The organism is Gemmatimonadota bacterium (assembly GCA_040882465.1).
GTDB lineage: Bacteria > Gemmatimonadota > Gemmatimonadetes > Longimicrobiales > Gaopeijiaceae > JBBEBG01.
In genome coordinates this window covers 182,900-203,092 of the sequence record JBBEBG010000040.1, presented here as the reverse complement: position 1 = coordinate 203,092, position 20,193 = coordinate 182,900, and the positions used below count along the sequence as shown (strand labels likewise).

At 66.6% G+C, this 20,193-nt stretch carries 22 protein-coding genes; 1 reads left to right on the top strand and 21 read right to left on the bottom strand.

Annotated features, from left to right (window positions below; translation table 11 throughout):
- Window position 1: 1 nt before the first annotated feature.
- From lptB to WEG36_16175, 10 genes are all read right to left on the bottom strand, one after another.
- The gene (gene lptB, locus WEG36_16220) at window positions 2-847 is read right to left on the bottom strand and encodes an LPS export ABC transporter ATP-binding protein (GenBank protein ID MEX1259143.1); all 846 of its coding nucleotides are present in this window, start codon (window positions 845-847) and stop codon (window positions 2-4) included.
- On the bottom strand, window positions 844-2,367 hold the full coding sequence (locus tag WEG36_16215; protein ID MEX1259142.1) for a hypothetical protein: 1,524 nt from the start codon (window positions 2,365-2,367) through the stop codon (window positions 844-846). The genes lptB and WEG36_16215 overlap by 4 nt, the downstream gene beginning before the upstream one ends.
- Before the next feature lie 3 nt (window positions 2,368-2,370).
- On the bottom strand, window positions 2,371-2,904 hold the full coding sequence (gene lptC, locus WEG36_16210) for an LPS export ABC transporter periplasmic protein LptC (protein ID MEX1259141.1): 534 nt from the start codon (window positions 2,902-2,904) through the stop codon (window positions 2,371-2,373).
- A complete protein-coding gene (locus WEG36_16205) occupies window positions 2,901-3,908 on the bottom strand; it encodes a KpsF/GutQ family sugar-phosphate isomerase (protein ID MEX1259140.1) in 1,008 nt (335 codons plus the stop codon). The genes lptC and WEG36_16205 overlap by 4 nt, the downstream gene beginning before the upstream one ends.
- Entirely contained in the window at window positions 3,901-4,509 is a 609-nt protein-coding gene (locus WEG36_16200) for an HAD hydrolase family protein (protein ID MEX1259139.1), read from the bottom strand. The genes WEG36_16205 and WEG36_16200 overlap by 8 nt, the downstream gene beginning before the upstream one ends.
- A 5-nt stretch (window positions 4,510-4,514) precedes the next feature.
- Complete coding sequence (gene kdsA / locus WEG36_16195; protein MEX1259138.1) at window positions 4,515-5,339, bottom strand: 3-deoxy-8-phosphooctulonate synthase; 825 nt, start codon at window positions 5,337-5,339, stop codon at window positions 4,515-4,517.
- Between the two features lie 3 nt (window positions 5,340-5,342).
- Window positions 5,343-7,004, bottom strand: coding sequence for a CTP synthase (locus WEG36_16190; protein ID MEX1259137.1), 1,662 nt, complete (start codon window positions 7,002-7,004; stop codon window positions 5,343-5,345).
- The gene (kdsB, locus tag WEG36_16185) at window positions 7,001-7,789 is read right to left on the bottom strand and encodes a 3-deoxy-manno-octulosonate cytidylyltransferase (protein ID MEX1259136.1); all 789 of its coding nucleotides are present in this window, start codon (window positions 7,787-7,789) and stop codon (window positions 7,001-7,003) included. The genes WEG36_16190 and kdsB overlap by 4 nt, the downstream gene beginning before the upstream one ends.
- A gap of 135 nt (window positions 7,790-7,924) precedes the next feature.
- A complete protein-coding gene (locus WEG36_16180; GenBank protein MEX1259135.1) occupies window positions 7,925-8,524 on the bottom strand; it encodes an aminodeoxychorismate/anthranilate synthase component II in 600 nt (199 codons plus the stop codon).
- 12 nt (window positions 8,525-8,536) lie between these two features.
- On the bottom strand, window positions 8,537-10,369 hold the full coding sequence (locus WEG36_16175; GenBank protein MEX1259134.1) for an NAD+ synthase: 1,833 nt from the start codon (window positions 10,367-10,369) through the stop codon (window positions 8,537-8,539).
- A gap of 219 nt (window positions 10,370-10,588) precedes the next feature.
- Here WEG36_16175 and WEG36_16170 point away from each other — a divergent pair, with 219 nt between their 5' ends.
- Window positions 10,589-12,211 (top strand): S41 family peptidase, encoded by a 1,623-nt coding sequence (locus tag WEG36_16170; protein ID MEX1259133.1) that lies wholly within the window; start codon window positions 10,589-10,591, stop codon window positions 12,209-12,211.
- A gap of 33 nt (window positions 12,212-12,244) precedes the next feature.
- On the opposite strand, the gene xerD is transcribed toward WEG36_16170, so the two are convergent.
- The 11 genes from xerD to sucD form a co-directional block, all read right to left on the bottom strand.
- Window positions 12,245-13,147 (bottom strand): site-specific tyrosine recombinase XerD, encoded by a 903-nt coding sequence (gene xerD / locus WEG36_16165; GenBank protein ID MEX1259132.1) that lies wholly within the window; start codon window positions 13,145-13,147, stop codon window positions 12,245-12,247.
- Window positions 13,148-13,159: 12 nt separating this feature from the next.
- Complete coding sequence (gene ispF / locus WEG36_16160) at window positions 13,160-13,633, bottom strand: 2-C-methyl-D-erythritol 2,4-cyclodiphosphate synthase (protein ID MEX1259131.1); 474 nt, start codon at window positions 13,631-13,633, stop codon at window positions 13,160-13,162.
- A 33-nt stretch (window positions 13,634-13,666) separates the two neighbouring features.
- The gene (fabF, locus tag WEG36_16155; protein MEX1259130.1) at window positions 13,667-14,926 is read right to left on the bottom strand and encodes a beta-ketoacyl-ACP synthase II; all 1,260 of its coding nucleotides are present in this window, start codon (window positions 14,924-14,926) and stop codon (window positions 13,667-13,669) included.
- Between the two features lie 57 nt (window positions 14,927-14,983).
- Window positions 14,984-15,226, bottom strand: coding sequence for an acyl carrier protein (locus WEG36_16150; protein ID MEX1259129.1), 243 nt, complete (start codon window positions 15,224-15,226; stop codon window positions 14,984-14,986).
- A 57-nt stretch (window positions 15,227-15,283) separates the two neighbouring features.
- Window positions 15,284-16,018, bottom strand: coding sequence for a 3-oxoacyl-[acyl-carrier-protein] reductase (gene fabG, locus WEG36_16145; protein MEX1259128.1), 735 nt, complete (start codon window positions 16,016-16,018; stop codon window positions 15,284-15,286).
- A gap of 36 nt (window positions 16,019-16,054) precedes the next feature.
- Window positions 16,055-17,017: an ACP S-malonyltransferase gene (gene fabD, locus WEG36_16140; protein ID MEX1259127.1), complete on the bottom strand. Its 963-nt coding sequence runs from the start codon at window positions 17,015-17,017 to the stop codon at window positions 16,055-16,057.
- On the bottom strand, window positions 16,983-17,984 hold the full coding sequence (plsX, locus tag WEG36_16135) for a phosphate acyltransferase PlsX (protein MEX1259126.1): 1,002 nt from the start codon (window positions 17,982-17,984) through the stop codon (window positions 16,983-16,985). Before plsX ends, fabD begins: the two co-directional genes overlap by 35 nt.
- Window positions 17,985-17,996: 12 nt before the next feature.
- Complete coding sequence (gene rpmF, locus WEG36_16130; GenBank protein ID MEX1259125.1) at window positions 17,997-18,179, bottom strand: 50S ribosomal protein L32; 183 nt, start codon at window positions 18,177-18,179, stop codon at window positions 17,997-17,999.
- A 10-nt stretch (window positions 18,180-18,189) separates the two neighbouring features.
- Window positions 18,190-18,708: a DUF177 domain-containing protein gene (locus tag WEG36_16125; protein MEX1259124.1), complete on the bottom strand. Its 519-nt coding sequence runs from the start codon at window positions 18,706-18,708 to the stop codon at window positions 18,190-18,192.
- Between the two features lie 78 nt (window positions 18,709-18,786).
- Entirely contained in the window at window positions 18,787-19,206 is a 420-nt protein-coding gene (gene ndk / locus WEG36_16120) for a nucleoside-diphosphate kinase (GenBank protein MEX1259123.1), read from the bottom strand.
- A gap of 99 nt (window positions 19,207-19,305) precedes the next feature.
- Window positions 19,306-20,193 carry a succinate--CoA ligase subunit alpha gene (sucD, locus tag WEG36_16115; GenBank protein MEX1259122.1) on the bottom strand — a complete coding sequence of 296 codons (888 nt, stop codon included), beginning with the start codon at window positions 20,191-20,193 and terminating at the stop codon, window positions 19,306-19,308.

Below are 20,193 nucleotides of genomic sequence, written 5' to 3'. Positions count from 1 at the left end.
CTCACGACTCCAGCAGCTGAGCGGTGGACGCCGGGACCGCCGGTCGCTGGAAGCGCTTCCGCATCCGTTGCGTGAGATTCGGGCCCAGGTAGATATCGGCGACCTCGTCGTTCCACACGAGCTCCGAGACCGTGCCGGAGACTCGGATTTGCCCTTCGTACATGATGTAGGCCCGGTCCACGATCTCGAGGGTCTGTTCCACGTTGTGGTCCGTGATGATGACGCCCAGGTTTTTGAGCTTCAGGTCGCCGACGATCTGTTGGATGTCCTGGACCGCGATTGGGTCGATTCCCGCGAAGGGTTCGTCGAGGAGCATGAACTTCGGCTCCCGCACGAGGGCCCGCGTGATTTCGAGGCGCCTACGTTCTCCTCCCGAAAGGGTGAAGGCCTTGTGCTTGCGCAGGTGGGCGATCGAGAGCTCGTCGAGCAGCTCGTTCAGCCGTTGGCCTCGCTCTTTCCGGGACAGCTTTCGGGTCTCGAGGATCGCAAGGACGTTGTCTTCCACCGTGAGCTTCCGGAAGATGGACGGCTCCTGCGCGAGATAACCGACCCCCAGGCGCGCCCGTTTGTACATCGGCACCCGGGTGACGTCCTTGTCGTCCAGGTAGACGCGCCCCGAGTTCGGCGGGATGAGCCCGACCATCATGTAAAAGGTCGTCGTCTTTCCGGCCCCGTTCGGCCCCAGCAGGCCGACGATCTCTCCTTGGGTCACTTCGACGTTCGCCTGGCTCACGACCTTTCGGCGCTGATAGACCTTTGTCAGTCCTTCGGCGCGAAAGCGGCTCACCTTTCGAGGCTCCCTGGCCGGTGCCGCTTGTTCGGCGACCGCACCCCCTTCTCCGTTCATTCCCTGTCCTCCGTGACTGCGGGATCCGACGGGCTTGAGACCTCCTCCGGCTCGATCCTCATTCCCCGAACCGAGCCGATCGCCTCGATCCAATCCACCGCTCCTCCCGAGAGTTGCACCGTGATTTCGTCGGCGAGGATATAGTCCACGCCCCACCACCGGCGGTTGGAGCTCTCGGGATCCACACCTTCGGGAGGAGAGCGGTACCAGCTTTTCGCGTTTCCGGTCGCGGTGAGGCGGTCGAGGACGTATCCGGGGTCGTCGCCTTCGGGCGCCGCCTCCGGGATTGCGGGCGCCGGGTCGGGCGGAGGCGCGGCTCCGGCGCTCGGGTCGGCCGCGGTTGTGTCGGGCATGGGCACGGGCGCGACCACGGCCGACGCGGCATCGTCCGCGATGAAGGTCGCGACGATGACTTCCGCCTCCATCCAGTCCTCCACCGGCAGGCCCGGGTCTGAAACGTCGGGATCCACGGCGGCCGAGTCGGCCTGGGCCGTGTCGTTTCCGCGGGTTTCGAGCCGAGCGCGGCCGGTCGCGGTGAGCGACTGGAGCACTTCGCCCGGCGAAAGAACGTCCACCGAGTCCGCCGTGACGTAGACCTCTTCGGCGAGAACGTGCGGTCGCGGGCGATCCGCATCGGCCTCGGATCGAACCCGGCGCACCGTCACGAGACGTTGGATCTGTTCGTTGTCCACGTCGAGCCGGATCTCGTCCCCCACGACTTCCATCTCGGGAGTCCGGATGCGGCCACCGCCGAAGAGTTCAACGAACCGAAGCTCGTCATTCGGGAGGACGAGACTGATCTCCGGGGCTTCCATCTCGAGCTCGCCGCGCACGACCCGGGCCGCCCCGTCGAGCCGAAGCTGACCGGATTCCTGGTCGAAGGCGAGGGAGTCGGCGCTCGCGAAGAGCGAGTCTCGCACGACCTCCGCGTTTCCGTCTCCCCAGAAGAAGCGCTCGCCGACGATGCGAATCTGACTCGCGGAGACGCGGTAAGAGCTCGCCTCCGCACTGTCCGCGGGAGCGTCGCTCTCCCGCGGCGGGAGCACCGCGATGGCCGGACGTCCGACCGCGCGGACTTCCTGCTCGACTCGATTCCGTCCGGCCTCCAGGAGGTTCAGCGTGTCGCCGTAGAGCTCGCTCCCCTGCACGAGGTCCCGGAACTCGACCGACCCGCGCGCGTAAAGCCGGCCTTCGCGCTCGAAGTAGTCGGCATAGGCGGCGCGGAGCGTGCGCTCGGGATGCGTGATCTGCACGCGACCGATCATCTGTGTCCGAGCTTGATTGTCGTAGACTACCGCGCTATCGGCTCGGATTCGCGTCCCGTCGGAACAGATCAGGACAGGTCCCCCGATCCAGTGAACTCGCTCCGGACCCACAAGCTGGGAATCCCATACGCGCCACTCGATTGGATCGCAGTTGGTCGCCAGCTCCTGTGCGTCCAAAGGGAGCGCCACCACCGCAGGCCCAAGTGTCGCGAGAAGCGCCCTGAGATGGAGCCGGAAGCACGGAATCTTTCGCATGGATCAGTTCCCCGGTCCTACGGCACGGAAACTCCCGAACTCCAGATCGGACGTGAAGGAACTCCCTCGGATGGGAGTCCTTCCCGGCAACGTCATCACAAACGCGGAGTCGCTCCAGATCCGTCCCAGATTCGGATCGTAGTAAAGCTCCTCCGTCTCGAGCTGCCTCCCCTCGGCGGGAACGAAGAGAACGACATTTCCGCGAGCGACGAAGCGTTCCCCCCGTGGATCCATCCGCCCGTACCGCGACGTCACGCGCACCCGCTCCGTACCGTCCTCGTTGTTCGCGATGAGATTGACGCCCACGAGGTGGTAGTCCACGGAGTCGCGCCAGTGATACATGGTATCGAAGAGGAGGTGCGATTCCCGGATCCCTTCCGCGTTCAGGAAGACGTGCTCCCCCCGGATCGTGATCCCGTCCGCCTCGAGAAACCGCGACCCCTCGACGATCGTGGCAACGGACGCGCCTTCGTCGCAGGCCGCCACGAGCCCTCCCAAGAGAAGGAGGGTCCAGGCCAGTTTGGTCCGTCCGTTCATGCCGCCCCCGCTCGGAGAAGGTCATGGAGATGGACGACCCCCTCCAGTCGCCCCGATCCGTCCACCACCGGGAGGGCCATGATCCCGTGGCTCTCCATGCGATGGACCGCCGCACCCGCGAGCTCGTCCGCGCTCGCCGTCTTGGGGGCGCGCGTCATCACCTCGCGCACCGGTAGGTCGAGGAAGTCCTCGGTCCGCTCCATCAGCCGGGTCAGGTCACCGGTGGTGACCACCCCCACCAGTTGGCCCTCTTCTTCCACGATGGGAACCGTTCCTCGGAGCCGCGCGAGCGGAACGATGCATTCCCGCATGAGGGCGCTCGAGAGAACTCGCGGATAGTCCTTGGAGACCATGACGTCGGCGACACGAATCGTGAGCCCTCGTCCAAGCGCCCCACCCGGGTGGATTCGGGCGAAGTCTTCGACCCGGAATCCCTTCCTCTTGAGGAGCACCATCGCGAGAGCGTCACCCATAGCGAGCGCCGCGGTCGTGGATGAAGTCGGCGCCAGCGCCAGCGGGCACGCTTCCGCCGTGACGCCGCAGTCGAGCGCCACCTCCGCCGCGCGCGCGAGGGGCGAATCGAGTCGTCCCGTCAGCGCAATCGTGGGAATCCCATGCCGAACCATGTATTCCATGAGGCCGTGTAGCTCCGAGGTCGCCCCGCTTTTCGAGATGAAGATCCCCACGTCTTCAGCGGAGACGATTCCAAGATCTCCATGCACGCCGTCCACGGGGTGGAGAAAGGCTGCCGGGGTGCCCGTAGAGGTCAGTGTGGCGGCGACCTTTCGCGCCACGATTCCGCTCTTTCCGACCCCGGTGACGATGACACGGCCACGTGCCGCGGCCAGAATCTCGATCGCGCGGGCGAACCGGGCGTCCAGGCGCTCGGCGAGCTCCGCGACCGCGTGCGCTTCGGCGCGAAGGACGCGCCGGGCCTCATCGAGGAGACCTTCGTCGGTCCTCTCGGCAGATGCCACGGCCCGAGCTTCCGTTACCTCAGCCATCGCTCCTCGCTTCGATGTACGCGTTCACGACCCGCTCCCAGTCGCCGCGGGCGAGGAGAAGCTCGCGCGCGAAATCCCGGACGGCGCCTCGCCCTCCCATTCTGCGGGTTGTCCACAGGGCGGCCTCCCGCACCTCCGGGACCGCGTTTCGCACGGCGACGGGGAGCCCCGCTTTTCGCATGACCGGAATGTCCGGGAGGTCATCCGCCACGATCGCGACCTCGTGCCACTCCGCGCCGAGGCGGGACATGATGCCATGGACGAGGGGAAGTTTCTTCGCACCCGGATCCTGATGCAGCTCCTCGATTCCGAGTTCCTTCGCTCGAAGCGTCGTGGCCGGAGAGACTCGCCCCGAGACAAAGGCGACGGTGAGCCCCGCGTCCCGGAGGAGGCGAAGGCCGAGACCATCCTGAATGTCGAATCGCTTGAACTCGACTGGCGCCCCATCCGCGCCCTCGCCGACGTAGACCCCCGCATCCGTCAGGACCCCGTCCACATCGAGGACGACGAGCCGCACGGCTCGCGCGACTTCTTCAGGGATCCCGCGCTTCCGGCCACGTCCCCTCCGCGCGGAGGCTTCCGGCGGCCCGGCTCCGATCATCTGGCTCACCACGAGATGCCTCCGCTGACCCGGTCACGCCGTTCCGCCAGGGCGGCTCGGACGGCGGCGACTTCTCCGACCAGAAGCTCCAGCCGGTCCAGGGGGATCATATTCGCCCCATCCGAAGGTGCGGAATCGGGATCGGGATGCGTCTCCAGGAAGAGGTGATCACATCCCGCGGCCACCGCGGCCCGCACGAGGGCGGGAATGTGCTCGGGGTCCCCGCCGCTCGAGCCCGCGGCCCTCCCGGGGCGCTGAACCGAGTGGGTCCCGTCGAAGACGACGGGGACCTGGCAGCTCTCTCGAATCCGCCCGAAGGACCGCATATCCACCACCAGGTCTCCGTACCCGAGGAAGGTCCCGCGCTCGGTCACGGTGACGAGCTTCGCCCCTCCCGCACGCGCCTTCTCCACCACCGCCACCATCTCCTCGGGCGCCATCCACTGCCCCTTCTTCACGTTCATCGGAAGACCGGTGCCCGCGGCGGCAAGAACCAGGTCCGTCTGGCGGCAAAGGAAGGCAGGGATCTGGAGAGCGTCCACGACCCCGGCCGCCAGCTCGGCCTGATGGGGTTCGTGGATATCCGTCAGGACCGGGAGCCCGGATTCCGAGCGAACACGTTCCAGAAGGCGGAGGCCCGTCTCCAGCCCGGGGCCCCGCAGGGAATCGAGCCGGGACCGGTTCGCCTTGTCGAATGACGCCTTGAATACCACGGGAACTCCGGCGCTCCGCGAAAGCGCTTCGAGCCGCTCGGCCACACGCAGGTTCAGCGTGTCGTCCTCGAGGACGCAGGGGCCCGCGATCAGCGTGAAGCGTTCGAAAATCGCCACGAATCAGTTCCCCGCCCCGACGACCGCGCTCCGCGCGCCCCGTTCTTCGATTCCCGCCTCGAGCGCAGCCGCGCGCACGAAGGCCGCGAAGAGGGGGTGCGGCCGGGTGGGCCGGCTTTTCAGCTCGGGATGGAACTGGCATCCGACGAACCACGGGTGGTCGGCGAGTTCGATCATCTCCACGAGCTTGCCGTCGGGGGAGATCCCGCTGATCCTCAGCCCCTCCCGCTCGAGGCGGTCGCGGTAAGTGGGATTCACCTCGTAGCGATGGCGATGGCGCTCCGAGATCTCGAGCGTCCCGTACGCCTCGGCTGCCTTGGTCCCCTTCTCGAGCAGAGCGGGATACGCCCCGAGTCGCATGGTCCCTCCCTTGTGCGTGACCTCCCGCTGGGAGTCCATGAGACAGATGACCGGATCCGGAGTTTCGGAGTCGAACTCGAGCGAATTCGCTTGCGGCATCCCGGCCACGTGCCGCGCAAACTCGATCACCGCGCACTGGAGGCCCAAGCAGATCCCGAAGAAGGGCCGGCCATTCTCGCGGACCCACCGTATCGTCCGAAGCATCCCTTCGATCCCGCGGGGCCCGAAGCCGCCCGGGATCAGGACTCCGTGATGGGCCCCGAGACGGGTCTCGGGATCGCGGCTCTCGAACTCCTCGGAGGAAAGCCAGTCGATCTCGACTCCCACCTCGTTCGCGACGCCCCCGTGAATGAGTCCCTGCTGAACCGACTTGTAGGAATCCACGAGGTCGGTGTATTTCCCGACGACCGCGATCCGGACCGTCCCCCCCGGCGGGTTCCTCATGAGCCCCACCATTCTCGTCCACGCTCCGAGGTCCGGCTCCGGCGCCTCCAAATCCAGAAGCTCGAGAACGTAATCGTCGAGCCCCTGGCGACGGAACTCGAGGGGGACCTGATAAATCGAATCCACGTCGAGGGCCTCGATCACCCCCTCCGGCTCCACGTTGGTGAAGAGGGCGATCTTCCGGCGGATTTCGTTGTCGAGCGGATGCTCCGAGCGACAGATGAGGACCTGCGGCTGGATCCCGATCTGCATGAGCTCGCGGACCGAGTGCTGGGTCGGCTTCGTCTTGAGCTCCCCCGCCGCCGCGATGTAGGGGACGAGCGTGAGGTGCAGGAACATGGCGTTTTTCGGGCCCTCTTCCTGCCGGATCTGCCGGATCGCCTCGAGGAAGGGAAGGCTCTCGATGTCGCCGACGGTCCCCCCGATCTCCGTGATCACCACATCGTTGTCGCGGGAGAGACTCCTCACCCGAGCCTTGATCTCGTCGGTGATGTGCGGGATGACCTGAACCGTCGAGCCGAGGTAGTCCCCGCGGCGCTCCTTCTCGATGACGGACTGGTAGACCCGTCCCGTCGTGATGTTATTCGCCTGGGAAAGCGACTCATCGATGAATCGCTCATAGTGGCCGAGGTCCAGGTCGGTCTCGGCGCCGTCATCCGTGACGAAGACTTCCCCGTGCTGGAAGGGAGACATCGTCCCTGGATCCACGTTGATATAGGGGTCGAACTTCTGGATCGTCACACGGAGGCCGCGTTCCTTGAGGAGACGGCCGAGGGCGGCGGATGAAATCCCCTTCCCGAGCGACGATACGACCCCGCCCGTGACGAAGATGTATTTCGTGGGTCGGTGTTCTCCGGTCATGTCCCCTTCGCCGCGATCAAAGGTTCGTCCATTCGAGAAAGAAGCTCTTCCATCTTCAGCACATCCGCCGCCGTATCCACACCCGGCCGCGCCTCGTCCACCACGGCCACCCCCATCGCCATTCCGTCCTCCAAGGCCCTCAACTGTTCCAGCCGCTCGAGCTCCTCCAGCGGCGAGGGGGGAAGCGACACCCACCGCAACAGCGCATCTCGCCGATACGCGTACACACCGATGTGCCGGAGGAAAGGCGCGGCCGCCATCTCCTCCGGGGTCGGCTTGTCGTCCCGCTTGTGGGGAATCGCGGCGCGGGAGAAGTAGAGAGCCCGCCCATTCGTCGCGCGCGCCACCTTCACGACCGACGGGTCCTTGCGCGCCCCGGCGTTCACGAGCGGAGCCGCGCAGGTCCCCACTTCCCACCCCTGGTCGCGTACCAACTCGACCGCCCGGACGAGATGGCTCTCGCGCACGAGCGGTTCGTCGCCCTGCACGTTCACCACGATCGGAAGATGACGGAACTCGGGACGGCGTGCGACCTCGGCGACCCGGTCGGTTCCCGAGGGATGCTCCGCGGCGGTAAGGATCACCGGAGCCCCGATGGACTCGCAGAGCGCAACGACCTCCGCGGAATCCGTGGCCACGACGACGTGGTCGAACAGCGTCATCGGCTGAACCCGCTGCCAGACCCACTCGAGGAGTGGACGGCCGAGGACGGGATGGAGGGGTTTTCGGGGGAGCCGACTCGAGTCCAGGCGTGCGGGAATCACACCAAGGATGGGCTCGTTCACCGTCGCGCTCCCGAGTCAGCGGGGGACGGGCGTGTGCGAGTTATTGCAAGTTTCACGCCATCGAAGATAGAAAAACGCTCCGAGGGGGGCAACCCGGGGCCCGTTGGCAGCGATGTCGGGGTCGGTGGGGGCCGACTAGATCTCGAGGAAATTGCGGAGGAGGTCCATACCGCCCTCTGAGAAGAGGGATTCGGGATGAAATTGCACCCCCCAGACCGGAAAACTGCGGTGCCGGACGGCCTGAATCTCCTCTCCCCGGGAGCCACCGGCCTCGGCGTCGGCCTCTTCGACGGGGGACCAGGCGACGGCCTCGAGCTCGGCGGGGAGGACCCCGGGGTCCGTCACGAGAGAGTGGTACCGGGTGACCTCCATGGGCTGGGGGAGGCCCCGGAAGAGACCTTCTCCGGTGTGCCGGATCCGGGTGGTTTTCCCATGCATGACCCGGCTCGCCCGAATCGTCCTTCCCCCGTAGGCCTCCCCGATCGCCTGGTGACCGAGGCAGACACCCAGCACGGGGATCTCGGGGCCGAGCGCCCGGACCGCTTCGACGCTGACCCCCGCCTCCGCCGGGGTGCAGGGCCCGGGGGAGATCACCAGCCGCGAGGGACCCATGGCGCGGAGCTCCGCGACGGTCACCTCGTCGTTTCGTACGACGTGGGGATCCGCACCGAGCTCGCCGAGGAATTGGACGAGATTGAAGGTGAAGGAATCGTAGTTGTCTATGACGAGCAGCATCCGACGGGATCCTCAGTAGTCCACGGGGCGGAGGTAAAATTCCCCGATCGCGCTTTCCGACAGGGTGGCCACGGTTGGAAGCTCGCGCTTCCAGTGCGTGCCTTCCAGCCGCTTCCGCACCTTTTCTACGGAGTCCGCGGGAAATCCCGCGCGCACCAGATCCTTCGGCCGATAACCCTCGAGCATCCAATAGAGGATCCGGTCGGCCACCGCGTACGACACGCCGATCTCGTGTTCGTCGTCCACGCCCTGGACGAGGTCTGCGCTGGGCGCCTTTTCGACGATCTCTTTCGGGACCCCCAAGTGCCGGGCCAATGCCCAGACCTGGGTCTTGAAGAGGTCTCCCAGCGGATTGATCGGGGGCGAATCGTCCGCGTGCCAGGTGAAGTAGCCGAGCAGGCGTTCGCTCTTGTTTCCGGTTCCGAGAGGGAGGGCGTGCAGGCGCGCCGCCTGATCCCAGAGAATCAACGCGCGAACGCGGGCCGCCACGTTTCCCCTCCGAAGGTCGGAGATCTTCGGCTCCTCCCCCTCGATGTAGGCGTCAACGGCCGGGGTGATCTCGATGATGCGTCCGCGGAGCCCGGCCTCCCGCACGACCCGGGCGCCGTCCTCCAGGCTTCGGGGATTCGACGTCGCGTAAGGGAGGAAGAGTGGATGCACATGATCCGGTCCGAGGGCCCGCACCGCCAGGAGGAGTGAAACCGCCGAGTCCACCCCTCCCGAGACGCCCAAGACGATATCGTGAAAGCCGCGGCGGTCCACGATTTCGTCCCGGAGGAATCGGACGAGCGCGGACTCGACCATCGGAAGATCGAGCTCCAGCGGCGTTCCGTCCTTCGGATCCGGGAGGCCGGCTGCCGGGACTCTTTCCGGCGGGAGGGACTTCTCGCGTTGGCGGTGCTTCCCGTTCGAGGGACCAGCTGCCTTTGTCTCGGGCGGCCCCTCCGGACCATCTTCCTCCTCCCCATCTTCTTCCGCCCGGACCCATCCGGCGAATTCATCCAGGAGATGGGGAAGCCGGGTCCGGAGATCGGAAAGGAGAGGCGAGCGGGCGCGATGGCGGTGGACCCGCGTGCGATCGAGAGTCGCCGACGCGGAGCCTTCGGTGAAGAGCGGCCCACGCGGCCCCATCTCTCCACCCGGAAGATAAAAGGCGCTTCCCCCGGGAAAGATCTTTCCGCCCTCGCTCCCAACGAGGTGGGCGATCCCCAGATGCACCCCGTGCTCGAGCGCGACGGCCCGCGCCGCGATGTCCCACCGGGTGAGATTCCCCGGAACGCCGGCTCCGGGGTGGAAGCCCCGGACGGGCGATGCGGCGACCACCACGAGGAGCTCGGCGCCGTCCAGGACGAGGAGAGTCGGGACGAGGGAATGGAGCATCTCCTCGCACACCATGATTCCGACACGGCCGAACCGGGTGTCGAACGCCTCCAACTCGCGTCCGGGGGACACAAAGCGCGCCTCGTCGAAGACTCCATACGTGGGAAGGAAGGCCTTCCGGTGACGGTGCACGACCTGGTAGCGGCCCGCCTCCGGGGTAAACCATGCCACGCTGTTGTGCGTGGGCCCGGCTCCACGTTCGTAGAAGCCGAGGACGACGTCGGGAAAGCTGGGACCTGAGGGACCGAGGCCCTCCGCGACCTCCGCGACCGAGCGGGAGACCTCTTCCACCGCTCCCTCCACGAAGTAGCCGGAAAGAACGGCTTCCGGAAATACGACGACATCCGCCGCCCCCGCGCTCCGGGACACCCACTCCCGAATCCTCGCGAGGTTCTCATCTACACGCCCCTTTCGGGGGCGCACTTGGGCCAGCTCCACTCGGAGCCCGATTTCTGGCTCGTTCATCGAGAGAAACCTCCGGGCTGACGCGGGTTTCCGGCCGGAGTGGCGCGAGGGCGGAGTGTGGCGAGGGTGCGCACACGGGAAGATAACATCGGGGGAAAACCCCAGGCCACCGGCGAACCCGATGCCAAATCCCTGGAACGACAGGGCATTGGTGGGTTAAGTTACGCCGTGGCAATGCTGCATTTGTTTCCTCGCCCCGCAAGGCTGGGTGGCCCGCACATGATCCGTCGCCTCGTCGCACCCGCACTCCTCCTGGCACTCCTCTTTCCGGCCGGCATCGGCGCTCAAGGACCGCAGGGAGCCCGGGGCGGCCGCCAGGAGGACCTGACCGAGCTCTCCCCCGAGGCGCGCGTTTTCATGGGGACGCTCGCGGCGATTCGCGACTACGGGTTGCAGGCAGAGGGGGATTCGGTCCTCTGGGAGCGGGCGATCGACGGCCTTCTCCAGGAGCTCGGGGACCCCTACGCCGCGGTGCTCTCCCCCGATGAAGTCCGCGCCTTCGAGGAGCAGAGCACCGGAAACTACGCCGGGATCGGGATCGCGATCACTCCCCTGAACGGGGCGGTGACGATCACACACGTTTACCCCGGAACTCCGGCCGAGAACGCCGGGCTTCTCTTCGGCGACAGGATCGTGGGCGTGGACGACGCCCGGGCGTCGAGTTGGTCCGTGGATGACGCGTCTGGGCTGATCCGCGGTCGCCCTGGGACGAACGTGGTCGTGTGGATCGAGCGCGACGGCTGGGCCGACCCGCTCTCCTTCGACATTCGCCGGGAAGAAGTGCATATCGCCGCGGTCGTCTCGGAGCGGCTCGGAGGGAACATCGGCTATATCGGGCTCGACCGGGTCACCCGCAACTCCGCCGCCGAAGTGGATTCGGTCCTCACCCAGCTCGACGGGGTCCGTGGCCTGATCCTCGATCTCCGCCGCAATCCCGGTGGATACCTCGACGAATCGCTGAACGTCGCAGATCTCTTTCTGGAGCGCGGCTCGGTCCTCGTGACCACCCGGTCGCGATCGCGCGCCACCCCCGGGGAGATCCGCGAGGAGTCGGCGCGGGCACGACTTTCACCCCGAGTCCCGGACCTCCCGATGGTTGTGCTCGTGGACCAATTCTCGGCCTCCGCGGCAGAGATCATCGCGGGCGCCCTCCAGGACCACGACCGCGCCCTGATCATCGGGGAGCGGACCTTCGGCAAGGGAACTGTTCAAAGTGTCGTCCCCCTTCCCGAAGGGCGGCTCATCCGGATCACTTCGGGTGAGTGGTACACGCCGCAGGGTCGGTCTCTGAACCGCCCCCGCGACTTGGAGGGGCACCTGATCGAGCCGGAGCGGATCGAGCAATTCACTTCCCGCGGCGGTCGTCCGCTTCTCGGGGGTGGGGGAGTCTTCCCGGACCTCGAGATCCTGGAGGACACGCTGACGGCCGCCGAGATGGTCTTCCTCGTCGGCGCCGGGGAGGTGGAGATCTCGATCCCGCAGCGGATTCGCGAAGCCGCATTCGCGTATGCCCAGCGAATCCGGTCGGCGGACACCGCGCCCCAGAGTTTCCCGGACGAAGAATACCGCGCCTTCACGGAAGCGCTGGTCGCCGAAGGTGTCGCGCCGGAAACGATCACACTGGAAGCGGAGACCTACCTCCGCCAGCGCCTCGGCGAGGAGCTGTTCCAGCGCCTCGATCGGGTGGACCTGTATCTCCAGTTCCGCTCGGCAAGGGATACGGCGCTCGCGACGGCGATGGACTTCCTCCGCGCCACGACCTCACAGGGGGAGCTCTTCACCCTCGCCGCGGAGCGATTGGCGGCCGCCGAAGCCCCGGCGGCCGCGGCGACGCTCCGGTAGACTGGCCAGGAGGGGGCCGTTGCCGAGGGACGATCAAGCCCGCGGGTGAAAGCGGCGGTGAACGTCGTGCAGATATTCGCGGTCCAGATGGGTGTAGATCTGTGTGGTGGAGATATCGGCGTGCCCGAGGAGCTCTTGTACGACGGTGAGATCCGCGCCGCCCTCCAGGAGATGCGTCGCGAAGGAATGCCGCAGGGTGTGGGGTGAAACCTTCCGCCGGATTCCCGCTCGCCGCGCCGCCCCGCGCACGAGACTCCATATCGCCATCCGCGTGAGCGGGCGTCCCCGGCGATTCAGGAAGAGAACTCCCTTCCCTTCCCCCCGGTCGAGCGCGGGCCTGACCTCCCTCAGGTAACGTCCAACCGCTTCAGCGGCCGCCCCACCGAGCGGTACCATTCGCTCTCTCGCGCCTTTCCCGAACACCCGCACCAGTCGTTCATCGAGGTCGAGCTCCGCGATTTTCACGGTCGCGAGCTCGGAGACGCGAACGCCGGTGGCGTAGAGGAGCTCGAGGATGGCCCGATCCCTCCAGTGCATCGGGTGATCCTCGGGAGGCGATTCAACGAGGGCCGCGGCCTCGGTGCGGGAGAGGACGTCCGGAAGTTTTCGCCGGACCCGGGGCGATTCGAGCCGGTCCGTCGGGTCCACGTCGAGCGCACCCTCCTCGATGAGGAAGGCGTAATACGTCCGAATGGACGAGATCGCGCGACGGATCGAGCTGGGAGCGAGCCCCGCCTCCTTCAGGTGGAAGACGTGATCCCGCAGGTCCGGGTGGGAGGACTGGGCTGGACTCGAGATCCCCCGCGCGACGAGGAAGCCGATCAGCCGCGCGAGGTCATGCTCGTACGCGGCCACCGTCCGGGTTGAAAGGCCGCGTTCGAAGACGAGGTAGTCCCGAAAATGCTCCGCGCGGAATTCGGAGGCCGGCCCGGCCATCGCAGTCCTCTATCAGCCGGCACGCAGGAGGGCCACGGCGTGCACGGCGAGACCCTCCTCCTTCCCTTCCCATCCCATCCCCTCGTTCGACTTTCCCTTGACCGAGACGTCCGCTGGAGCGACGTCGAGTGCGGCCGCGAGAGAGCGTCGTATGGCATCCGCATGGAGCCCGATTCGAGGTCTCTCGCAGACCACCGTCAGGTCCACGTTGCCGACCTGGTATCCCGCATCGCGAACCAGCGCGACCGCGCTTCGGAGGAGCTCCATCGAGTCGGCTCCGCGCCACCGCTCGTCCCCGGGCGGAAAGTGGGAGCCGATGTCGCCGAGGGCGGCCGCACCGAGCAGGGCGTCGGTGACCGCGTGCGCCACCGCGTCACCGTCCGAGAATCCCAGGAGGCCGGGTGTGTCGGGAATGTTTATTCCCCCGAGAACGCAGGGGCGCCCGGGTTCGAATCGGTGGGAGTCGTATCCGAAGCCGATGCGCATAGAGGATGCGCTAGGTCCGCGCCGAGCCGGGACTCACGCTTCCCGACGGATGGCGAGGCAGGCGTTGTGGCCGCCGAAGCCGAAGGAGTTCGAGAGCGCCAGATCCACCGTCATCTCACGGACGCCGTCGGCGGCATAGTCCAGATCGCACTCCGGGTCCGGGTGTTCGAGATTGATGGTGGGCGGGACGCGCCCTTCCTGGCATGCTAGGATACACACGACCGCCTCCACCGCGCCCGCGGCCCCGAGGAGGTGGCCCGTCATGGACTTCGTCGAGCCCACGACGATCCGGTCCGCCGCCGGGCCCAGAACGGCACGGATCGCGGCCGTCTCGGACTTGTCGTTCTGCGGGGTCGAGGTCCCGTGCGCGTTGATGTAGCTCACCTCCTCGGCAGTCGCGTACGCGTCCTTCAGCGCGCCTCGCATTGCGGCTTGGGCTCCGACTCCTTCCGGGGACGGCGAAGTGATGTGGTAGGCGTCCGCCGACATCCCGAATCCCGCCACCCGACCGAGAATCCGCGCACCGCGTCGCTCGGCGACTTCACGCGCCTCGAGGATCAGGCATCCCGAGCCCTCCCCCATCACGAAGCCGTCCCGTGTCTTATCGAAAGGGCGGCTCGCCTTCTCCGGCTCGTCGTTCCGAGTGGACATCGCCTTCATCGCCGCGAACCCCGCCATCGTGAGGGGTGTGATGGTCGCCTCGGTGCCTCCCGAGATCATGATGTCCGCATCGCCCCGCTCGATGATGCGGAGGGCATCCCCGATCGCGTGGGCCGATGAGGCGCAGGCCGAAACCGTCGTGTAGTTGGGGCCCCGGGCGCCATACCGAATCGAGACCAGTCCGGGTGCAATGTCCGGAATGAACATCGGGACGAAAAATGGGCTCACCCGAGTAGGGCCCCGGTCGAGGAGGATCTTGCACTGCTCTTCAAAGGTGGCGATCCCCCCGATCCCCGTTCCGAGGAGGACTCCAAAGCGGTCCGGCGAAACCCCCTCGGGACTTCCCGAGAGCCCCGCGTCTTGCATGGCCTCGGCTGCCGCAACGAGCGCGAACTGCGCGAAGCGGTCGTAACGCCGGATCTCCTTCGGGTCGAGGACGTCCGAGGGATCGAAGCCCTTCACCTCGCACGCGATCCGCGTGGGGTAATCCTCCGTGAGCTCGAACCTCGTGACGAGCCCGCCGCCGGGTTTCCCCGCGAGAAGCGCGGACCAGGCCGTCTTCACGCCGACTCCGACCGGCGTGACGAGGCCGAGCCCCGTAACGACGACTTCCCGCCGCCTTCCGTCACCCATTCGAGTCGCTCGCCGGGAGGCCCTGCTGGGAGCGCAGATCCCCGAACGCGTGGGCCCTCAGGACGGAGAGTGTTTCTTGAGGTACTCGATTGCTTCGCCCACCGTCCCCATCTGCTCGGCGTCCTCGTCCGGGATGTCGAGTCCGAATTCCTCTTCGAAGGCCATCACGAGTTCCACGGTGTCGAGGGAGTCGGCTCCAAGATCCTCCACGAACGAAGCACCCGAAGTCACTTTTTCAGCTTCGACCCCCAGCTCGTTCACGATGATCTCCTTCACCCGTGCCTCGATGCTATCCGCCATTCTGCGCCCCTTCGGTTGAGATGGTTCCTTCGATCGTACCCGGGTCCGGAAAGCCGGTCAGATGACCATTCCCCCGTCCACCGTGATGACTTGCCCGGTAATGTAGCGAGCCGAGGGCCCGGCAAGAAAGCGCACTAGACCCGCCACGTCCTCGGGGGTTCCGAGCCTCCCAAGCGGGATCCGTTCCAGGAGAGCCCCGGTCTGCTTTTCATCCAGCGCGGCCGTCATGTCCGTCTCGATGTATCCGGGAGCGATCGCATTGCAGCGCACCCCGCGGGAGGCCAATTCCCGCGCCACGCTTTTCGTGAATCCGATCAGCCCAGCCTTGGAGGCGGCGTAGTTCGCCTGACCCGCGTTCCCGGTCAGTCCCACGACGGACGTCAGGTTCAGGACGACCCCATCCCGGCGCTTCATCATTCCGCGCACGACCGCGCGGGTCATGTTGAAGGCGCCGCGAAGGTTCACGTCCAGGACCTCGGTCCATTCCTCGTCTTTGAGGCGGAGAAGGATGTTATCGCGAGTAATCCCGGCGTTGTTCACGAGGAGAGTGACTCCACCCAGCGACTCCTCGACCTGAGATACGGCGGCGTTCACTTCGTCCGAGCGGGAGACGTCGCAGGAAAGAGGAAGGTGCCCCGAACCCGGAAGGGTCTCGGCGGCTTCCTCGGCCCGCGCGAGGTCGCGTCCCAGGACGGCGACCCTTGCACCCCCCTCGGCGAGGGCACGAGCGATCGCCGCACCGATCCCGCGCGACCCGCCCGTGACGACCGCCACCTGATCCTTGAGCTCCATTCCTTCCTCTCCCAGTGGGCGCCTGCCGATACGCACTCAGCCCAGGGCGGCCAGGTCGTCCGGCTCGCCGAAAGAAACCGTGGGGATTCCCTTCGCAATTCTCTTGTTCAACCTGGCGAGCACCTGGCCCGGGCCGACTTCGATGAACTGGGTTGCTCCCGCTGCGACCATCCTCTCGACCGAGCGCGACCATCGGACCGGTGCGGTGAGCTGGCGAACGAGGAGCTCCCGTGCGGTCTCTCCCTCCGAAACCGGCTCCGCGGCCACGTTGGAGTACACGGGAAAACTCAGGCGCCCGAAGTTGATCGAAGCCAGGTGGGCTCGCAATCCCTCCTCCGCAGGCCCCATGAGGGGAGAATGGAATGCCCCGGAGACGCTCAGAGGAACGACCCTTTTTGCCCCTCTGGAAGGTGCCTCCGCCGCGGCGCGGCCGACCGCCTCGACGTCGCCCGAGATGACGATCTGACCGGGCGCGTTGTAATTCGCGGTAACGACCACGGACATGGGCGGATCGGAGACTTCCCGGCAGAGGAGCTCGGCGGCCTCGTCCTCCATTCCGAGGACGGCCGCCATCGTCCCCGGCCGTCGCTCCCCGGCCTCGAACATGAGGGTGCCCCGCAAACGCACCGCCGACAGAGCGTCGGCGAAGCGGAGTGTGCCCGCAGCCACGTGCGCGGAGAATTCTCCGAGCGAGTGACCCGCGGCCATCCGCGCCCCGACGAGTCGTTCTCCCCCGGCACGTAGGGCCGCCACCGAGTGCACGAGAATGGCCGGTTGGGCATTCCTGGTGAGTGCCAGCTCGGACTCCGGCCCCTCCCACATCAGGCGCGAAAGCGAAAACCCAAGAAGATCGTCGGCCTCGAGAAAGGTTTCCGCGGCGTCCGGAAATTCCCGCGCGAGCGCGGCCCCCATTCCCACCTTCTGGGATCCCTGTCCGGGAAAGAGAAGGGCGACCGTCACCCGCTCAGCCCCTTTGTCCCGGCGCGCTCGCGGCGTCATCCGCCAGTTCCCTGGCGATGTGTTCGACCATGCGAGACTCCACGGCCCTCTGGGCCACCGCGATGGCGTTCCGAATCGCTTTCGGGGGGGATTGCCCATGGCAGATGATCGAGACCCCATTCACCCCGAGGAGCGGGGCGCCGCCGTATTCCGCGTAGTCGAGAACGCGGAAAACCTCGTGGAGATCCATCCGGGAGCCGACCCGCTCCATTTCCCGTGTGAGGAGACCGATCGTGAACTCGGCCACGGACTCGTAGAACTTGAGGAGGACGTTGCCGACGAAGCCGTCGCAAACGAGGACATCGCACGCCCCCCGGATGATATCTCTCCCCTCCACATTTCCGATGAAGTGGAAGCCGCTCGCACCGAGGAGGGCATGCGCTTCCACGGACAGCTCGTCCCCCTTCCCCGGCTCCTCCCCGATGTTCAGGAGCCCGACGCGCGGCCGCTCCACTCCCATGAGGTCCTGCGCGTAGATGACGCCGAGTTGCGCGAATTGGAGGAGGTGCTGCGGCTTGCAGTCCACGTTCGCGCCCGAGTCGAGCATGAGCGTGGGTCGTCCTGACGTGGGAAGAAGGGTCCCGATCGCAGGACGGGCAACGCCGGGGAGGGGACGGAGAAGGATGAGCGAGGCCGCCATGACGGCCCCCGTCGAGCCGGCGCTCACAAACGCGTCCGCAGCGCCCTCCCGCTGGAGGCGGATTCCGGTGACGATCGAAGAATCCGGACGGCGCCGAACGGCCTGAGCGGGCGATTCCCCCGGGAGGATCCGTTCGGGGGCATGGACAACCTCGATCCGGCTCCGCATGTCCGGAGCGGCACCGTCGAGGGTCGCTAGGATCGCATCCCGGTTCCCCACCAGGACGATCGTGAGCTCTCCCCGACCTTCCTCGAGAGCTTGAAGGGCTCCGGCGATTTCACTGGCCGGTGCCTCGTCCGTGCCCATGGCATCCAGGGCGATGCGCACCGACCCCTCCGATCAGTCGACCTCGACCTCCAGGACTGCGGTATCTCGGTAAAAGCCACAGGCGGGACACACCCGGTGTGGCTGTTTCGGATCACCGCAGCGGGGGCATGTGTTCGTCACGACCGGCTCGGCGACGACGTGCGTCCGGCGCTTCCGCTGGCGCTGCTTCGAGGTCCGCTTCTTGGGAACCGCCATGGGTCACTCCCTATTCCTTCTCGAGTGCCCGGAGTGCGGCCCACCGGGGATCCGGGTCCGCCCGAGCGCATTCACATTCACCTTGGTTCCAGTCCGTCCCGCACTTGGGGCAAAGTCCCTTGCACTCCTCGCGGCATGCCACGTACAGAGGAGCGGTGAGTAAGATCTCTTCCCGAATCGCTTCCCCCAGATCCAACTCTTGGGCCGTCTCAGGAAGGACGCGAAGCCCTTCGTCCTCATGTCCTTCGTCCGAAAGCTCGTCCGGCGGAGACCAGGCTAGATGCAGGGGCATCTCGAACCTGCGGTCCACCTCGGCCAAGCAGCGCCGGCATGCGTAACGAAGGACGGTTCGGAGCCGACCGCGGCCTACGATCTGGCCCGTCCCGGTCATCGCCAGGGTGAGGTCCACCTCGACAGGCTCCGCGAAGGTCAACTCCGACCCCTCCCAGAGCCCGTCGTCAACCGGCACCCGATGGTGGATCTGGAGCGTGCCCCGCCTCTCCAGATCCCCCAATAGTACCCTGAACATGGCCGGTGAACTCTAGTCCTGATGCGGGTTTGTGTCAATCGGACCGCGACTCGGGCCGGACCCCCTTCGCCCGGGCCCTCAGGGGGCCAGAAGCTCGCTCCCCGAAAAGAAAAAAGCGATCTCCCGGGCGGCATTTTCATCCGAGTCCGAGGCATGGATCGCGTTCCGTTCCTTCGATTCGGCGTAGAGGGCGCGAACCGTCCCCGGTGCCGCCTCCGCGGGATCGGTCGCCCCGATCGTTTCCCGAAGCTTCGTCACGGCCTCGGCGGCTTCCAAGACGACCGGAATCGCGGGCCCGGAGGTCATGAACGACACGAGGGACGGGAAAAAAGGGCGTTCCCGATGCACCGCGTAAAAGGCCTCCGCCTGAGCCCGACCGAGATGGACCATGCGGAGGGCACGAACGGTGAATCCTCTCTCCTCGAGAAGGGCCAGTACCTTTCCGGCCTTCCCTGAAGCCACCGCATCCGGCTTTACGATCGCGAGCGTCCGGCTCATCTCTCTCCTCTCGGCTCCTGGAGTTGTAAGGTCTCTGTGGTTTCGGGGGCTCGAGCTGCGGAGTCGGGAAGTCCATCCACCCTCAAGGGGCGCGACTGCTCAGACCCGCAGCCGCGCCTTGATCAGGTCACGGATGTCCGCGGGCCTGCGCGCCACGGCGATCCCATTCTCCTCGAAGACTCTGATCTTTTCGGCGGCCGTTCCACCCGACCCGGAGATGATGGCACCCGCGTGCCCCATGCGCCGACCCGGCGGGGCCGTCTGCCCCGCGATGAATCCGACCACCGGGACGGACAGGTTTTCCCGCGCCCAGATCGCCGCCTCCTGCTCGTCGCTTCCCCCGATCTCACCGATCATCACGATCGCTTCGGTGTCCCCGTCCTTCCGGAATGCGGCGAGACAATCAATGAAGTTCGTACCGATGATCGGGTCCCCTCCGATGCCGATGCAGGTCGTCTGGCCGATCCCGGCCTCGGTCAGCTGGTGCACGGCCTCGTAGGTCAGCGTTCCCGACCGTGACACGACACCGACCGGACCCGGGACGGTGATGCGCCCCGGAATGATCCCGGCTTTCGACTTCCCCGGTGAGATGAGGCCGGGGCAGTTCGGACCCAGAAGCCGGCTTCCGCGGTCCCTTGCGAAGACCAGTGCCCGCGCCATGTCCTGGACCGGGACACCCTCCGTGATGGCGACGATGAAGGGGATGCCGGCGTCCGCCGCCTCCATGATCGCGCCCGCAGCCGCCACCGGCGGAACATAGATCACGGATGCATTCGCTCCCGTCTCACGAACGGCGGTCTCGACGGTATTGAAGATCGGGATCGCCTTTCCACCGCCCAGATCGAAGGATTGGCCCCCCTTTCCGGGCGTCACCCCAGCGACCACCTGGGTTCCGTACTCCGACATTTGACGCGTGTGAAAGGACCCGTCCCGCCCGGTGATCCCCTGGACGACGAGCCGCGTGTTTTTGTCGATGAAGACGGACAT

Coding starts and splice junctions, on each gene's coding strand:
- ispF (MEX1259131.1), bottom strand. CDS start 13,633: ATGCGCATCGGCTTCGGATACGACTCCCACCGATTCGAACCCGGGCGC.
- WEG36_16180 (MEX1259135.1), bottom strand. CDS start 8,524: ATGCTGCTCGTCATAGACAACTACGATTCCTTCACCTTCAATCTCGTC.
- sucD (MEX1259122.1), bottom strand. CDS start 20,193: ATGTCCGTCTTCATCGACAAAAACACGCGGCTCGTCGTCCAGGGGATC.
- lptC (MEX1259141.1), bottom strand. CDS start 2,904: ATGAACGGACGGACCAAACTGGCCTGGACCCTCCTTCTCTTGGGAGGG.
- WEG36_16200 (MEX1259139.1), bottom strand. CDS start 4,509: ATGATCGGAGCCGGGCCGCCGGAAGCCTCCGCGCGGAGGGGACGTGGC.
- WEG36_16215 (MEX1259142.1), bottom strand. CDS start 2,367: ATGCGAAAGATTCCGTGCTTCCGGCTCCATCTCAGGGCGCTTCTCGCG.
- rpmF (MEX1259125.1), bottom strand. CDS start 18,179: ATGGCGGTTCCCAAGAAGCGGACCTCGAAGCAGCGCCAGCGGAAGCGC.
- WEG36_16150 (MEX1259129.1), bottom strand. CDS start 15,226: ATGGCGGATAGCATCGAGGCACGGGTGAAGGAGATCATCGTGAACGAG.
- ndk (MEX1259123.1), bottom strand. CDS start 19,206: ATGAGCCGGACGCTCGCGATCGTAAAGCCGGATGCGGTGGCTTCAGGG.
- lptB (MEX1259143.1), bottom strand. CDS start 847: ATGAACGGAGAAGGGGGTGCGGTCGCCGAACAAGCGGCACCGGCCAGG.
- fabD (MEX1259127.1), bottom strand. CDS start 17,017: ATGACGCCGCGAGCGCGCCGGGACAAAGGGGCTGAGCGGGTGACGGTC.
- WEG36_16125 (MEX1259124.1), bottom strand. CDS start 18,708: ATGTTCAGGGTACTATTGGGGGATCTGGAGAGGCGGGGCACGCTCCAG.
- WEG36_16170 (MEX1259133.1), top strand. CDS start 10,589: ATGATCCGTCGCCTCGTCGCACCCGCACTCCTCCTGGCACTCCTCTTT.
- xerD (MEX1259132.1), bottom strand. CDS start 13,147: ATGGCCGGGCCGGCCTCCGAATTCCGCGCGGAGCATTTTCGGGACTAC.
- fabF (MEX1259130.1), bottom strand. CDS start 14,926: ATGGGTGACGGAAGGCGGCGGGAAGTCGTCGTTACGGGGCTCGGCCTC.
- WEG36_16190 (MEX1259137.1), bottom strand. CDS start 7,004: ATGACCGGAGAACACCGACCCACGAAATACATCTTCGTCACGGGCGGG.
- WEG36_16205 (MEX1259140.1), bottom strand. CDS start 3,908: ATGGCTGAGGTAACGGAAGCTCGGGCCGTGGCATCTGCCGAGAGGACC.
- WEG36_16175 (MEX1259134.1), bottom strand. CDS start 10,369: ATGAACGAGCCAGAAATCGGGCTCCGAGTGGAGCTGGCCCAAGTGCGC.
- fabG (MEX1259128.1), bottom strand. CDS start 16,018: ATGGAGCTCAAGGATCAGGTGGCGGTCGTCACGGGCGGGTCGCGCGGG.